Here is a 14,499-nt window from a genome sequence, read left to right as displayed (position 1 = left end):
CCTTATGCGCGTTTTTGCCAATCCCGTCGGTGCCGGCGCCCTCTGGTTTGATAACCTTGCCACCGCCCAGGGAACGCCGGTTGCCTATGATCCGCAGGCCAGGGCCTTCATCACCATGCCGCCGTTCTGCATCAATCGTGACGTGATCGGCTGCAACTGGATCGCTCCCAAGCAGGGGGCCTTCTGTCGCGCCTGCGCCATGACCGAGCTGGCGCCGGATCCCTCCATTCCCGATGCCATGCCCAACTGGGCGCAGACCGAGGCCGCCAAGCGCTGGGTGCTCGACAATCTGGGACGCTGGAACTGGTTTCGGCCCGAGGACCCGGGCGCTCGCCCGGTGTTTCACATGCTGGCCGAGGGCCCGACCCCGGTGCCCATGGGGCATGTCGGCGGCGTGGTGACGATCAGCGTGGCCGAGGCCGACCCGGTCCTGCGCACGACTCGGCGAGAAGCCCTGGAAGAGCCCTATCGCACCATGATCGGCCATATGCGCCATGAGATTTCGCATATGCTCTGGTGGCGTCTCAGCCTTCGGGAAGATTTTCTCGACGCCTTCCGGGGCATGTTCGGCGATGAGCGGGAGGACTATCCCGCGGCACTGCAGCGCTACTACCATAACGGGCCACCGCCCGACTGGCGCTCGCGCTTCGTCAGTACCTATGCCTCTGCGCATCCCCATGAAGATTGGGCGGAAACCGCGTCCCACCTGCTGCACTTGACGGATATTGCCGATAGTTTCGTGGCAGCTGGCCTTTCGTCCTCCGACCTGCCTCATCTCGGCTGGGACCCCTACATGGAAGCAGATGCCGAGAACTTGATCCACATTGCGACGCACCAGGTGATGGCAGTCAACCACATCAATCGCGCCATGGGGCTGTCGGATCTCTACCCCTTCGTGCTGTCTGAACAGGTCCGCCGTAAGCTGGTTTTCATGCACGACTGGCTGCGTCGCGGCGCACAAGGGCTGTGAGCGCAACATGTGTGTGAGCGTGCTTGATAGGCGTGGCACCTTGAGCGAGTCTCTGCAGTCGCTGTAGCGGCTCATTGCTGGCAGATAGATGTGAAAAGCATGCTGGTGTCGGTAGCGGCTCGAAGGCATGATGACGCCTCGACGCCGTGTTGAGGCGGCGAGAGACATCAACGCTCACGAGGAGTCGCCCATGCCACGAACGTCGCGCCTGCAAGACCTGATCCGGATGTTGCGCCATCACGCAGAGCCGATCGGCGGGCCTGAGCTTGCCGAGCGGTTGGGGGTCACCCTGCGCACCCTCTATCAGGATATCGCCGCGCTGCGGGCGGTCGGGGTCGAGGTGGTCAACGCCCCCGGCCAGGGCTATGTGCTGCCGCCGGAGGTCACGCTTCCGCCAGCCACGTTGGCGGAACCCGCTCCGCTCGAGCCGGCCGAGCTCACCTTCTACACCAACCCGCTGTCGCGGGGCGGCATCGTCCATTGGATGCTCGAGGAACTCGGCGTGCCCTATCGCACGGTGACCCTCGAGTACGGCACGACCATGAAGTCGCCGGACTATCTGGCTCTCAACCCCATGGGCAAGGTGCCGGCGATTCGCCATGGCGACGTGGTGGTCACCGAGGCCGCCGCGATCTGCACCTACCTTGCCGATGCCTTCCCGGAGGCCGGCCTGGCGCCGCCGCCTGCGGCGCGGGGTGACTACTACCGCTGGCTGTTTTTCGCGGCCGGTCCCCTCGAGGCCGCTCTCGCGCTGACCACCCTCGGCGTGCAACCCACGGTCGAACAGCAGCGACAGCTCGGCTGTGGCGATTACTGGACGGTCATCGAGACCCTGGCCGGCGTCCTCGAGGGACGGGCGTATATCGCCGGCACGGCCTTCAGCGCCGCGGACGTCTATGTCGGTACTCACCTCGGCTGGGGCATGCATTTCGGTACCCTTCCCCGGCGACCTGAGTTCGTGGCCTACTGGGAAGGGCTGCGTCAGCGGCCGGCTCATCAGCGCTGCGAGGCCTACATGGCGCAGGTGCTGGCCGAGGCCTGAGTTTCAGGCTCAGGCGCCGTGCAGCCGACGATGAAGGCCGTGGATGCGGTCGGCGAGCGCCGGCTCTGGACCCTCGACTTCCGCTTCCGGCACGATTGCCTGAATCGGCAATGGGCGAACCGGGGGTGGCGCCGCGCCCATTGCCTCGAGCCACTGTTCCAACTGCTCGGACGAACTGGCATAGACGATGCGTCCCAGCCCCACCCAGCCGTGGGCGGCCGCACACATCGGGCAGTGTTCCCCTGAGGTGTAGACGGTGGCTCGCGCGCGCTCTTCGGGTGTCAGGTTCTCCGCGGACCAGCGCGCCAGGAAGAACTCCGGATGCTGGGTGGCATCCCCACCGGCGACGTGGTTGTGATCCTCCACCAGCACCGCACCATCGCCGCTCACCAGCACCGAGCCGAACGGCTCGTCGCCGGCCTCGAGGGCCTCCTCCGCCAGTTCCACGCAGCGCTGCAGGTGTTGCTTGTCTGTCTCGGTGATCATCGTTCTGCCCCTCCGGTATTGGCGTTGCCTTCCAGCATAGGGGCCCGGCGTAGAGATTTCATCGTTCGGGAGACGCGCTTTCCGCGTGGGACGGGTATCGTTGTGGCGCCGCTAATGAGGCGGGCCAGGCAGCGCTCGCTGGGCGTTAACGGCCGGAGAAGCGACAGCAGGGCAGGGAGCAGGGTGTCATGCGGTCTCAGGAGAGGCGACGCCAGCCTTCGCGAAGGTGGCGGGTCGCGCTGTACCAGAGGCCCGTCGGTGCCTGCTCGGCGGGTGGGAGGGGCAACGCCGCGAGGGCGCGCTGCAAGCCGGCCAGGATGGCGTCCAGATGGTGGTGGCAGAGCGTGCTGTCCAGTCCGCCCGGGCAGTGGCCGAGCAGGGCATCGCACTGGGAACAAGCCGTCTCGAGGGCCTGGTGGGCGTCGCCTTGTCCAGCCGCCTGGTCGCGACACGCCTTGAGGTCGCGACAGAGCATCGTCAGCATCCTGCCGTCGAGCCAGCAGGGCAGACCGTCGCTCGCCTTGCCGGCCATGGAGTGCTTGATGGCCTGAAAGGAGACCTGCAGGAAGACAACGGTGGTACGTAACCTGGGGCGTTCGGGAGTCATGTGGGCCGAACCGGCGATAGCCTTTCGATGAGAATAATTATCAATAGTAGGCGTGACTGGGCGCTTGTGTCAATTCAGCGTTGGGCCGTTGGCCCCTGCCACGTTGGGCGCACCACCAAGGGCGAGATACTGCTGGTCGCTTGTGTCGTGGTCTATCTGGCGCGCCGGTGCATCGAGAGCGGGGAGCGGGGACTACACGAATGATGGGCATGCAAAGGGCAGGGCGCAGGCCCTGCCCGTGGTCACATGCCGCCTCGACCAGAGACGACGTTCAGGGCGTCATCAGACGTAGAAGTCCAGGTCCTCCTGAGCCTTGAGCAGGTCCCGCATCGTGATGGGGTCGTCACCGAAGAAGAAGATGAGGCCCCAGTGTGTACCGAATGCCGAGCGGTCCGGCACCGTCTCTTCCGCTGGCGCTACCAGCTCGTGAGACTCGAAGTAGGGATGCTCGGTGGTTTCCTTGGGCATTTCCAGCTTGCTGACGACACGGCGCCGTGGGTACACGCCGAAGCAACCCGCGTAGCCTTTCGCATCGACCACCTCGCGCGGGAAGAAGGCCTCGACCTCCTCCTTAGTGCTCTTGGGGTCGAAGACCAGCATGGAAGCCTGATAGGCGCTGAACCCGTAGGCGCGTTCTATGAGTTCGAAGGCCTTGAAGCCGGGAGGCCGGTAGGCGACTTCCCCGAAGTACATCTCGCCGTCGGAGGCCACGAAGTACTCGGGGTGAATCAGGCCGAACTGGATATCGAACGTCTTGATCAGCTTCTCGATCTGCTTGGTGATGGCATCTCGCCAGCTTTCGAGTTCCCGTGTCGCCGGGACGAAGACCGAATAGCCCAGGGTCACGTATTCGGAGATGTTGAGGAACTTGATCTTGCCATCATGGATCCAGGCCTCGACGGCAAATTCCCAGCCATCAAGGTGACTTTCCATCAGCAAGGGATATTCTTCGTCGGGTATGTTGTCGATCTCTTCCAGCTTGCGGATCATGCGATGCCCGAGACAGCCGGCCTTGTCGAAGGCCTTGACGTGGATCGGGTCATCCGGGTCGCCGTCGAGCTTGAGCAGCGTCTGATTGACGCGTTTCATGAAGCGAATGATGTCGTCTTTCTCGTGGGCCTCTTCGAAGATGCCCACACGGATACCGCCGAGCTGAGCGCGGCGCTTCATGAGCGCCTTGTCGCGGAACAGAATGGACTGCCCGTACATGCGGGGGTTATCCAGAAGCACGGAGTTGATCGCACCCGACCATTCGACGGTTTCCTCGAACAGCGGGATGGCGACATCGACGCCTTCCTCCTTGAGCCGCTCCGCAATTTCCATGGATCGATCATTCAGGCGCACGAAATCCCATGGAATGTAGGGGATATGATTGGCCTCGCAGAAATCGGCGGCCCAGTCGGGCGCTACGACCACGTAACGACGGTCAAACTTCTGCGCGGCCTTGATGGCATTGATACTCCAGCCCAGCAGCGCGATATAGCCCTTGTTGGGATCCTTGGGCGTTTCAGTCCCCTTGACCGAGTCCAGTGTCGGGTCAGTCCAGCTCGAAACGTCCTTGGAGTCCGGGGCTTCTGATACAGTCGACATGCGATGCTCTCCTTCTGCATTAAGCAGGAAATTGATGCTCGATTTCCAGCGGTCTTGCCTATCCCAACTGCCAGGCAGCGTTGGACTAGCGTCCCGATGCCCAGCTCTTACGCGCCAGGCTCATGGCCTGACTCACTTCATTGGTCGGAACATCGTTTGGCTCGCCCTTTTCGAGCGGGTCATAGTGAAAGACGTAAAGCCGTGATGCGAACTGGGCCACCGGGAGCGATGCCTCCCCGTAGAGTTCGCCATTGCCTTGTGTCGAGGTGATAATTTCCTGCCCCCAATCCTGACCACTGTCGTTGTTGGGGTTGAAAAAGTAAACGCGCATGACCTTGTCTTGGTCGAGTGCCAGGCGCTGGATCGTGATCGCATGCCAGCCGAGAAAGCGCGACGCGCTATCGGTCACGGCAATACCCGCTGGCTGCGGATTGATGACGGGAATATTGCCATTATAGAAGGGATGGTAAGCCGCGTAAAAGTCGCGGATAAAGCCCTCGAAATCCTTCAGATTGCCGGTAAACACATCGACGGCAATGCGAAAACCGTGACCCACCTGATCGCCATGGAACTCGGCGTTGACCCACTTGTGGGGATCCTCGCCGCGCCCGACGCTGCGGCGTCCCATCTCGAAGTAGATGCGATCGAGGTGCGGGACGGTGATCAGGGAGACGGCATCAACGTCCACGGGTGGCTCGGTTGCCAGGCCCGCCCCAAGCTCGCGAGACGAAATGTTGTGGCCCTCGAAGCGCATGACGATCTCGTCGTCGCGCGCCGCCCAGGCGACGATCCGCAACAGGTCGGCCGGGGTGTTGAAAGCCCACATCGACAACGCCCGTGTCGACTGGCAGGTAGGATAGTTCCCCTGACCCACGCCCAGCGGGCGGCCGAGGACATTGATAACGTCGGCGAGCAGAAAGCATTCCGGCGAGCGACGGTCTCCGAAGACAGCCGCGATCTTCTCTGCCGCAGCATCGCACAGCGTCAGCCGTAACTGCCGCCATAACGATGGGGCCATCGGAGGCGGATAGAGAATCCCTCTCTCCAGCATCATGGCGAGCCCGTAGGCGGCCTGGCTGGTTTCGGCAAACAGGGCTTCATCGATGAGGGTGTGAATCAACGCCGGATAACAGTGAAAGGCGTCGGCTCCCGTATGGCTCAGGCCGAGTGCCGTCGGGATCAGTTCGTTCCAGCGGGTGCGCAGGTAGCGTATGAAGCCCGGCATGTAAGGCGAGACCAGCCCCGTACTGTGCATGGCCTGAGCAAAGTCAATGGACTCCCGAAGCAGGGCCGCGTCATCCATGCCGGCCAGGCGCTCGGCATATACCTCGAAACCGGGATCCTCTCGGCAACCTTCGGTGGGACTGAACACGGCGTTGATCAGCCGCATGGCGTCTGCGCCCGCCTCGCCGACCGTGGCATCCGGCTGGTCTTCCAGACCGGGCAGGCAGGTGGCAATCTGGGTCACCATCTGCTTGACGCCGTCGACCTGGACAGGGCGTTGCGCCAGGATGCGCCAGACCTCTGCCACCAGGTGCTCCAGCAGGTTCTGGTAGCCCAGGTGCTTCAGCAGATAGCGATACAGGGCCTGGACGGCGTAGCCGAGCCCGTCTGGCCTCAGGCGATCGCCCTCCTGCAGGTCGCCGACCACGATGTCGAGATTCATGGCCATCACCTGGGCGAGAAAGTGATGGGCATGTTCTGCCGAGACGGAGGGATGGGAATAATCGCCCTTGGCGACGGCCAGCAGGCGGATCTGGCTCAGGCTTTCGACCAGCGCGGCGATCGGGTCCCCGTGGCGCGCGGTCCGCACCGCCAGCGAGGGCACCAGAGTCTGGGGATAATCCCAGTCGCTGCCACCGAAGAAACCTGCGGCCTCGATGGCGGGCACGCGCGCATAGAGGGCTTCCAGCCCTCTTTCATCGAACATCAAGGGGCGTGCCGCATCAATGACGTCGAAGACCGGGGAGACCTCGGCAACGGCATTCTCGATGGCAAGGCGTTCGATGGCGGCATCGAGCTGCTGCGCTAGCTCGCCTATGGTGCCGCTGTCGTCGGGGCAGGCGTCATTTGTCTCTTTGCTCATTGATTCACAGTCCGGCTTAGCTCGTGACATGTCAATCCCTCCCGAAGGCACCTGGCCGTAAACGGCGGGCTGCTCAACGTTTAGTAAACGTTGAGCAGGGCGTTATGTATCGCAGAGGGTCCGGCGAGCCTGCCGATGATTTAGCTCATGCTCCGAAGGCAGGGGAGTGTCGGGGTCAAGCAGCCAGGCGGCGATATCGGCCACGGTGCGCTCGCGTTTCGTATAGCGGGTCAGCATGTGGTAGCCCTGAGGGTAGAGCGCCAGGCGAAAGCCCTCCTTCTCGGGCAGTCGTGCGAGCAGGGCACAGATCGCTTCCGGTGGGATGATGTGGTCCTCGCTGCCATACAGGATCAGTGACGGAGCCGGCAGTCGTCGGGTGGCCTCCAGGCCCGCCTCCATGGCCAGGCTTACGCCGTGCAGGGTGTCAATGCGCGCGCGGCGAAGGATCAGCGGGTCGTTTGCCAACCGGCGCCTGACGGCGGGATCATCGGTGGGCTCGATGCCGAAGCGCTGGACGATGTCCGAGGAGACGCTCAAGGCGGGGAAAAGGCGCACGCCGAGCCACAAACCCAGACGCTGGTACCAGGGCATGGCCTCGAAGCCCCACACCGCGGGTGAGATCAGCACGCTGCCATCCACGGGCGGCGGGTTCTCACCGCTCAGGGCGAGGATTGTCACCGCGCCGCCCATGCTGTGGCCGACCAGGTAAAGCGGGATTTGCGGATGGCGCGCGCTCAGCCGCTCGGCGAGCAGGGTGACGTCGGCGGCCAGCCGCTCGTGGCCTGGCCAGAGGCCGCGCTGGGCGGTGGTGCCGAAGCCGCGCTGGTCGTGGGCATAGAGGGTAATGCCTTGGGGTGCCAGGTCGTCGGCGAGGCGCTTGAAGGTGCCACCGTGTTCGTTGAAACCGTGTACCCCGAGCACGATGGCCTGTGGGTCGCCCTTGGCTGGCCAGTGATGAAGGGGTAATCGGTAGCCGTCATCGGCAATGATCCCGCCATCCGCCAGCCGTGTCGTATCATTGCCGGATGCCGGAATCTGGCGCCAGTCGCCCCAGCCGCATCCGGTCAACAGCAGCAGGAGGCCCAGCCACGTCAGTTGACGGATAAGGCGTCGTCTCACCGCATGGCTCATCTTCGGGGTGGGTAGCCCAGGGCGTCTCGCAGCCGCTCGGCATGCGCTGCTACCCAGGCCGGATCGATCGGTCCCCAGTCGCGGATCACGAAGGCGCCGATATTGTGACGCTCGCCGGGGGTCGGCTCGAACTCGCAGCGGATATCCAGCTCGTCCAGCGCGCCCAGCGTATCCTGAGCGGTGCGCCGGGGCATGCCGGTGGCCGCGGTGATGGCCGGCACGCTGGCAGTACCGGTCGCCACCAGATGCGCCACATAGAGGCGGCGGTAGAAGCTCGAACGGGTCTTGCTCAGGGGCATGCGAGGGCTCCTTCGCGTTACAGGCTGACGCGGTCGATGTGGCGGCGGAAATACATTTCCAGACGCAGGGTCAGTGCCCAGCGCGGGTCGCGGCCGGCGTCGCGGGGAAAGTGCAGAGAAGGGGCAACGTCCAGGAACGTGAAGCCCTTGTGAATGTCTCGACGAAACCGAACCTCGAGATAGCTGTCCTCGATGGCGGGGTTGGATCCACTCTCGCCGATCACCCCGCCCGAGGTGCGCAGTACGCTGCGGCGGTTGAGGCGGTGGTTGAGCTCCACGACCTGGCTGAACTCGAGGTGGTCGACCGTTTCGCGCCACTGGACGTTGGTGAGAAAGCGCAGGTGACGCTGCTCGTCGAGTGGCCTGCCCAGGTCCCAGCGGGTGCGGGCAGAGTAGCCGTCGCCGTTGAACCAGGACAGGCGGTTGTCGCTGTGCAACTGCCAGGGGCCCTCCTGCAGGGTCCAGAGCCGTTGACTGGTTAGCCGCACGTAGGGCTCGAGCGGCAGGCGCAGCTTGATACCGGCACCAACGCGCGTGTTCCAGTGGCGCGTCTTGTCCTTGTCGCCGAGGCGGTTCAAGCCCACCAGCAGGTCGCCCAGGCTATTGGCGGGATCATCGCTGAGCGCCGACTCTCGCTCCGACAAGGTGCCGCGGGTCTCGTCGGGTTCGCTCTCGATGATCAGTCTCAGGCGCTCCTCGGTGGTGGGCAGGTCGAGGCGGAAACGCGCGCCCAGGTCCTGGTCGAAGGGCTCACCTTCCCGCCAGTCCCACTCCTGGCTGAGGCGCAAGTAGGAGTCGGTGTCCACGCTCAGTGCATCGGTGGTTCCGAAGAAGCCGTCGATGCGGCGCGAGGTGCTCTCCACCCAGCGCGAGACACGGGCATGGAAGGGTCCTAGCTGTTTTTCGGCCCACGCTGGCAAATCGCTGTCGTCGACCTCCGGGGGATTGGCATGGGCAGCCAGGCCGAGGGTGGCCAGCGATATGGCTAACAGTGTTCGCAATCCCTTCATCTCTGCGTCTCTTGGCCCTGTTTGTCGGGCAGTTTACCGGCTTCGCCATCCTTGGCACCATCGTCTCGTGCCTTGCGGCCCTCCCGCTGTCTCCCTTTGGCTCGTGACTCCTTGATCGATATCAAGTCATGACGGCGGAACATTGACATGCTGAAAGGTCGTCCAAGTCGCCACGGTTGGGGGCTGTATGGTCCACACTGAGGAGACGAGCATGTCGGAGGAAATCGCATGAGCTGGAATGTCTTTATCATCGGCCAGGATGAGCTGAGCAGGCAGATGCTGCCGCACCTGCGCCACCGCGAGGACTATGCCTTCCACGAGTTATTATCCTTCGAGGAGGTGGTGCATGCCGATGAATACCCCTTCGAACGTCTCGTCGCGACTGCCCTGGCTCAGCTCGAGCGCTTTCCCGGGTCGGTGGATGCCATCGTCGGGTACTGGGATTTTCCGACCAGCGGCCTGCTGCCGGTCCTGCGCCGGGAATACGGCCTGCCCGGCCCGTCGCTCGAGGCGTTTCTCAAGTGTGAGCACAAGTACTGGAGCCGCCTGGAGCAGGCGAAAGTGATCCCGGCGTGTGTGCCGGCCTTCCAGGCCATCGACCCCTTTGATGAGCGGGCCGTCGATTCTGTCGAGATCGACTATCCGTTCTGGATCAAGCCGATAAAGGCCCACTCCTCTCATCTCGGCTTCCTGATCGAGAACGCCGACCAGCTCCGCGAGGCGCTGCCGACGATTCGCGGCGGCATCGGCCGTTTCGGCGAGCCGTTCGACGAGGTGATGGCCCTGGCCGAGCTTCCCGAGGAAGTGGCCGCTATTTCAGGCCATCACTGTATCGCCGAGGCGATCATCTCTGCCGGTCGCCAATGTACCCTGGAGGGGTATGTTCAGAACGGCGAAGTACATGCCGAGGGGATCATCGACAGCTTGAGGGACGAGACGCACGCCTCCGTGCTGCTGCGTTACGAATATCCTTCCACGCTGCCCGACGCCTTGCAGGAGCGGATACTGTCGAACACTCGCCGCTTTCTGTCGCATATCGGCTACGACGATGGACCGTTCAACATCGAGTACTTCCTCGATGAGGAGAATGACCGTCTGTGGCTGCTCGAGATCAATTCGCGCATCTCTCGCTCGCATGCGGCGATATTTCAGCTGGTCGACGGCGCGCCGCACATGCAGGTAATGGTCGACACGGCGCTGGGCATTGCCCCGCGCATGCCACACCGCGAAGGCGATTACGCCATTGCTGCCAAGCAGATGTTGCGCGTCTTCGAGGATGGCTGGGTGCGTCGCGTGCCCTCGCAAGAGGAGATCCGCGAGGTCGAGGAGCGGTTCCCGGGGACCCTGGTGCATCTCAACGTGAAAGAGGGCATGCAGCTCTCGGAGCTTCAGCACCAGGACTCCTTCTCCTTCGAACTGGGCGTGCTGTTTACCGGGGCCGAGAACCGCGAGGCGCTGATCGAGCGGATCGAGGCGTGTCGGCGGATGCTGCCCTTCGAGATCGACCCCCTAACCGAGCAGGAGTCCCACTGAGCCATTGCGTTATTCAAGGAGGACCGTGTCATGCATGTCGTGACCGACTTTCCCTACCCGGTCGAGTGCCGGGATCCCGTCTGGATTCCCATGGACGACGGCATCGAACTTTGTGCCCGCCTGTGGCTGCCGGAAGGCGCCGAAGAGGCACCGGTGCCCGCCATTCTGGAATATATCCCCTACCGCCTGCGCGATGGCTCCGCGCGGCGGGACGCCATGCACCACCATTACTTTGCCGGGCATGGCTACGCCTCGCTGCGGGTGGATATTCGTGGCAGCGGGGACTCCGGCGGCGTACTCACCGACGAATACCTGGAACAGGAACTGCTCGACGGCGAGGCGATCCTGCGCTGGATCGCCGCTCAGCCCTGGTGTGCCGGCAAGGTGGGCATGATCGGCATTTCCTGGGGCGGCTTCAATGGCCTGCAGCTGGCCTATCGGCGCCCACCGGAACTCGGCGCGGTGATCAGCGTCTGTTCCACCGACGACCGCTATGCGGACGATGTCCACTACATGGGCGGCTGCCTGCTGGGCGACAATCTCTCCTGGGCCTCCACCATGTTCGCCTACAATTCGCTGCCGCCGGATCCCAGCGTGGTCGGTGATGCCTGGCGAGAGATGTGGCACCAGCGGCTCGAAGGGAGCGGCCTATGGCTTGCCACCTGGCTCGAGCACCAACACCGTGACGCCTACTGGCAGCACGGTTCCATCTGCGAGGACTTTTCCCGCGTCGAGGTGCCGATACTGGCCGTCAGCGGCTGGGCGGACGGCTATTCCAACGCCGTCAAGCGGCTGGTGGAGAATCTGCCCGAGCACTGCAAGGGGTTGATCGGGCCCTGGAGCCACAAGTATCCCCATCTTGGCGAGCCGGGGCCGGCCATCGGTTTCCTGCAGGAGTGCCTGCGCTGGTGGGACCAATGCCTGAAGGGCATAGACCGCGGCCTGGAGCAGGATCCCGCCGTTCGGGTCTGGATGCAGGACAGTATGCCGCCGACCACTCGCTATGGCTGTCGGCCGGGGCGCTGGGTGGCTGAGCCGAGTTGGCCTTCGCCCAACGTTTCCTATTGGCGCCTGTCGCTGGCGCCAGGCAGGTTGGCGTTGGATGGCCAGCGGCGCCGGGAGGAAACCGCCCTCACCCTGCAGTCGCCGCTGACCTGCGGCCTGTTTGCCGGTAAATGGTGCTCCTATGCGGCAGGCCCCGATCTGGCCCATGACCAGCGAGAAGAGGATGGGGGCGCCCTGACCTTCGAAACGCCGCCGCTGGACGAGGCCCTCGAAATAATGGGCGCGCCGGAAGTGGAGCTGGAGCTTTCCGCCGACCGTCCCGTGGCGATGCTGGCGGTCCGGCTTTCCGACGTGGCGCCAGACGACAAGGCCACCCGCGTGACCTATGGCCTGCTCAATCTGACGCATCGTGACAGCAACGAGACCCCTAGCGCCCTGGAGCCGGGGCGTCGCTACCGGGTCCGCGTCAAGTGCAACGACGTCGCTCAGGTGTTCCCGCGGGGTCACCGACTCAGGCTCTCGCTTTCCACGTCCTACTGGCCGCTGGCGTGGGCGCCGCCCGAGCGGGTGCGACTGACGATCTTCGACAAGGGCAGTGCGCTGCATCTGCCGCAGCGCCCGCCGCGCGACGAGGATGATCGTCTGGCTGAATTTGCCGAGCCCGAGGCCGCGCCGACCATCCCGGCGACGACACTCGAGACGGGGCATCACAACTGGTATGTGCATCGTGACCTCGCCGAGGATCTCTCGACGCTGGAGGTGATCAACGACAACGGCCGGATTCGTCTGGAGGACAGCGAGCTGGAGGTGGCAACACGCGCGGTGGAGACCTATCAGTCGCGAGACGACGATTTCGACTCCCTGAAGGCTACCACGCTCTGGGAACGCTCGTTGAAGCGGGGGGACTGGGAGGTGAGCACGGTAACCCGCACCGTGCTGACGTCGACCGCCGTGGCCTTCGAGTTGCACGCCACGCTGGATGCCTACGAGGGCGAACGGCGCGTTCACTGCCGCAGCTGGGATCTCACTATTCCGCGCCGGCTGGTCTAGCCCCGGGACAGTCACCGCGCCAGGAACCACTCCTTCATCACCGTCGTGATGTGGCGCATGTCGCGCTCGGCGGTGATGTAGGCGGGCATGGTATACAGCCAGCGGCCGATGGGACGCAGCCAGACGCCCTGTTCGCGGGCCCAGTCGCCGACGCCGGCCAGGACGGCTGCGTCATGGGTCTCGATCACTGCAGTGGCGCCCAGCACTCGCACGTCGGCAACGGCGGGGTGTGCGGCCAGCGCCTCGTCATCCAGCAGCGTCTCGCGCAGCACCCGGTTGAGCCCGTGGATCTTGCCCGGATAGTCCTCTTCCTCGAAGACGGCCAGGCTCTCCAGCGCCACACGACAGGCCAGCGGGTTGCCCATGAAGGTGGGGCCATGCATGAAGGCGTGCTCGGGAGTGTCGCCGACGAAGGCATCATGGACCCGGTCGGTGGCCAGCGTCGCCGCGTGGCCGAGATAGCCGCCGGTAAGCCCCTTGGAGAGCACCATGATGTCGGGCGTGACATCGGCATGGTCGGCGGCGAACATCCGCCCGGTGCGGCCGAAACCGGTGGCCACCTCGTCGAAGACCAGCAGCACGTCGAATTCGTCGCACAGCTCGCGCGCTCCCTTGAGATAGTGGGGCGAGGTCATGTTGAGTCCGCCGGCGGCCTGCAGCAGCGGCTCCATCAGCAGGGCGGCGACCTCGTGGTGATGGCGTTCCAGAACCTCGCGCAGCGCAGCCAGGTCCGCCGCCACGGCGTCGGGCTCGGCATCGAAGGGCGCGGTGGGGGCCGGCGCGAAGGGGTGGCGGGGCAGGTAGCCGGCAAACAGCGAGTGCATGCCCTCTTCCGGATCGCAGACTGCCATGCAGCCGGCGGTATCGCCGTGGTAGGCCTTCATCAGCGACATCAGGCGGTGCTTGCCCGGCTTGCCGTGCAGCTGGTGGTATTGCACGGCCATCTTCATGGCGACTTCCATGCCCACCGAGCCGCTGTCGGAGTAGAAGACGTGATTGAGCCCCTCGGGCGTGACGCGCACCAGCTCCCGGGCGAGGCGGTCGGCGGGCTCGTGGGTCAGGCCGCCGAGCATCACGTGGCAGAGTTCGCCGGCCTGCTCGCGGATCGCCGCCACCAGCCGCGGGTGCGCGTAGCCGTGGATCATGCACCACCAGGAGCAGGTGGCGTCGAGCAGCGTCTCGCCGCCCTCCAGGGTAAAGCGCGGCCCCTCGCCGCCGACCACCTTGGGCGCTTGGCGCTGGGTCTTGAGATGGGCATAGGGGTGCCAGACGGGAGAGGAGAGGGGAGCGGTCATGAGAGAACTCCGTGGCAGCGTGAAAGCGGTACGATGGGCACGCGAAGGCGCCGCGCATCTCGGGGGATGACGGACGGGAGCGCGTCGACAACAGGGAGAACAGATGGTGCGGATGGGGAGAGGGGAACTCACTACGCCAACCGGCACCACAAATTCCCATGAATCATAGCCTTGATGGTTAGCGTTCGCTAACCATCTGTGTGGAAGTGTGACACCCAACAGTGAGTGGGTTGGTGCGGTTATCCTAGCGAGGCGTGAGCGAGACAGCAAGGTGTAACCTTGTTCCCCCTTAGCTAGTTTACAGCGTTATTGGGAAGCGCTCGCCATCTGAGATACCTGTTTGACAAAATAGCCGACTGCCCCCGGCCTCCAGCGCTCCGCTCGAGTGACATCCC

The 14,499-nt window shown here is 64.2% G+C and carries 12 protein-coding genes; 4 read left to right on the top strand and 8 right to left on the bottom strand.

Annotated elements, in window-relative coordinates; all coding sequences use genetic code 11:
• Window positions 1-4: 4 nt before the first annotated feature.
• The gene (locus FHR95_RS02745; RefSeq protein WP_183313258.1) at window positions 5-970 is read left to right on the top strand and encodes a zinc-binding metallopeptidase family protein; all 966 of its coding nucleotides are present in this window, start codon (window positions 5-7) and stop codon (window positions 968-970) included.
• A 190-nt stretch (window positions 971-1,160) separates the two neighbouring features.
• Window positions 1,161-2,012: an HTH domain-containing protein gene (locus tag FHR95_RS02740; RefSeq protein WP_183313257.1), complete on the top strand. Its 852-nt coding sequence runs from the start codon at window positions 1,161-1,163 to the stop codon at window positions 2,010-2,012.
• A 9-nt stretch (window positions 2,013-2,021) separates the two neighbouring features.
• On the opposite strand, the gene FHR95_RS02735 is transcribed toward FHR95_RS02740, so the two are convergent.
• From FHR95_RS02735 to FHR95_RS02705, 7 genes are all read right to left on the bottom strand, one after another.
• Window positions 2,022-2,498 (bottom strand): nucleoside deaminase, encoded by a 477-nt coding sequence (locus tag FHR95_RS02735; RefSeq protein WP_040186153.1) that lies wholly within the window; start codon window positions 2,496-2,498, stop codon window positions 2,022-2,024.
• A gap of 196 nt (window positions 2,499-2,694) precedes the next feature.
• A complete protein-coding gene (locus FHR95_RS02730; protein WP_040186155.1) occupies window positions 2,695-3,105 on the bottom strand; it encodes a hypothetical protein in 411 nt (136 codons plus the stop codon).
• Window positions 3,106-3,387: 282 nt separating this feature from the next.
• Window positions 3,388-4,695, bottom strand: coding sequence for an ATP-grasp domain-containing protein (locus FHR95_RS02725; RefSeq protein WP_040186157.1), 1,308 nt, complete (start codon window positions 4,693-4,695; stop codon window positions 3,388-3,390).
• Window positions 4,696-4,780: 85 nt separating this feature from the next.
• A complete protein-coding gene (locus tag FHR95_RS02720) occupies window positions 4,781-6,781 on the bottom strand; it encodes a hypothetical protein (protein WP_183313256.1) in 2,001 nt (666 codons plus the stop codon).
• A gap of 102 nt (window positions 6,782-6,883) precedes the next feature.
• Window positions 6,884-7,900, bottom strand: a complete 1,017-nt coding sequence (locus tag FHR95_RS02715; protein WP_343065162.1) for an alpha/beta hydrolase — start codon at window positions 7,898-7,900, stop codon at window positions 6,884-6,886.
• Window positions 7,901-7,908: 8 nt separating this feature from the next.
• Window positions 7,909-8,211 carry a winged helix-turn-helix domain-containing protein gene (locus tag FHR95_RS02710; protein ID WP_183313255.1) on the bottom strand — a complete coding sequence of 101 codons (303 nt, stop codon included), beginning with the start codon at window positions 8,209-8,211 and terminating at the stop codon, window positions 7,909-7,911.
• 17 nt (window positions 8,212-8,228) lie between these two features.
• Window positions 8,229-9,221, bottom strand: coding sequence for a hypothetical protein (locus tag FHR95_RS02705; protein WP_246378324.1), 993 nt, complete (start codon window positions 9,219-9,221; stop codon window positions 8,229-8,231).
• Window positions 9,222-9,449: 228 nt separating this feature from the next.
• On the opposite strand from FHR95_RS02705, the gene FHR95_RS02700 reads away from it, so the two are divergent.
• Together FHR95_RS02700 and FHR95_RS02695 are read left to right on the top strand one after the other, a co-directional pair.
• Complete coding sequence (locus FHR95_RS02700) at window positions 9,450-10,754, top strand: ATP-grasp domain-containing protein (RefSeq protein ID WP_183313254.1); 1,305 nt, start codon at window positions 9,450-9,452, stop codon at window positions 10,752-10,754.
• 30 nt (window positions 10,755-10,784) lie between these two features.
• Entirely contained in the window at window positions 10,785-12,809 is a 2,025-nt protein-coding gene (locus tag FHR95_RS02695; RefSeq protein ID WP_183313253.1) for a CocE/NonD family hydrolase, read from the top strand.
• Window positions 12,810-12,820: 11 nt separating this feature from the next.
• Here FHR95_RS02695 and bioA read toward each other — a convergent pair whose 3' ends face one another.
• Window positions 12,821-14,104, bottom strand: coding sequence for an adenosylmethionine--8-amino-7-oxononanoate transaminase (bioA, locus tag FHR95_RS02690; protein ID WP_183313252.1), 1,284 nt, complete (start codon window positions 14,102-14,104; stop codon window positions 12,821-12,823).
• Window positions 14,105-14,499 lie beyond the last annotated feature (395 nt).

Source organism: Halomonas fontilapidosi (assembly GCF_014192285.1).
In the GTDB taxonomy this organism is placed as follows: domain Bacteria; phylum Pseudomonadota; class Gammaproteobacteria; order Pseudomonadales; family Halomonadaceae; genus Halomonas; species Halomonas fontilapidosi.
The sequence above is the reverse complement of the archived record's forward strand: the minus strand, read 5'-3'. Positions and strand labels throughout refer to the sequence as shown.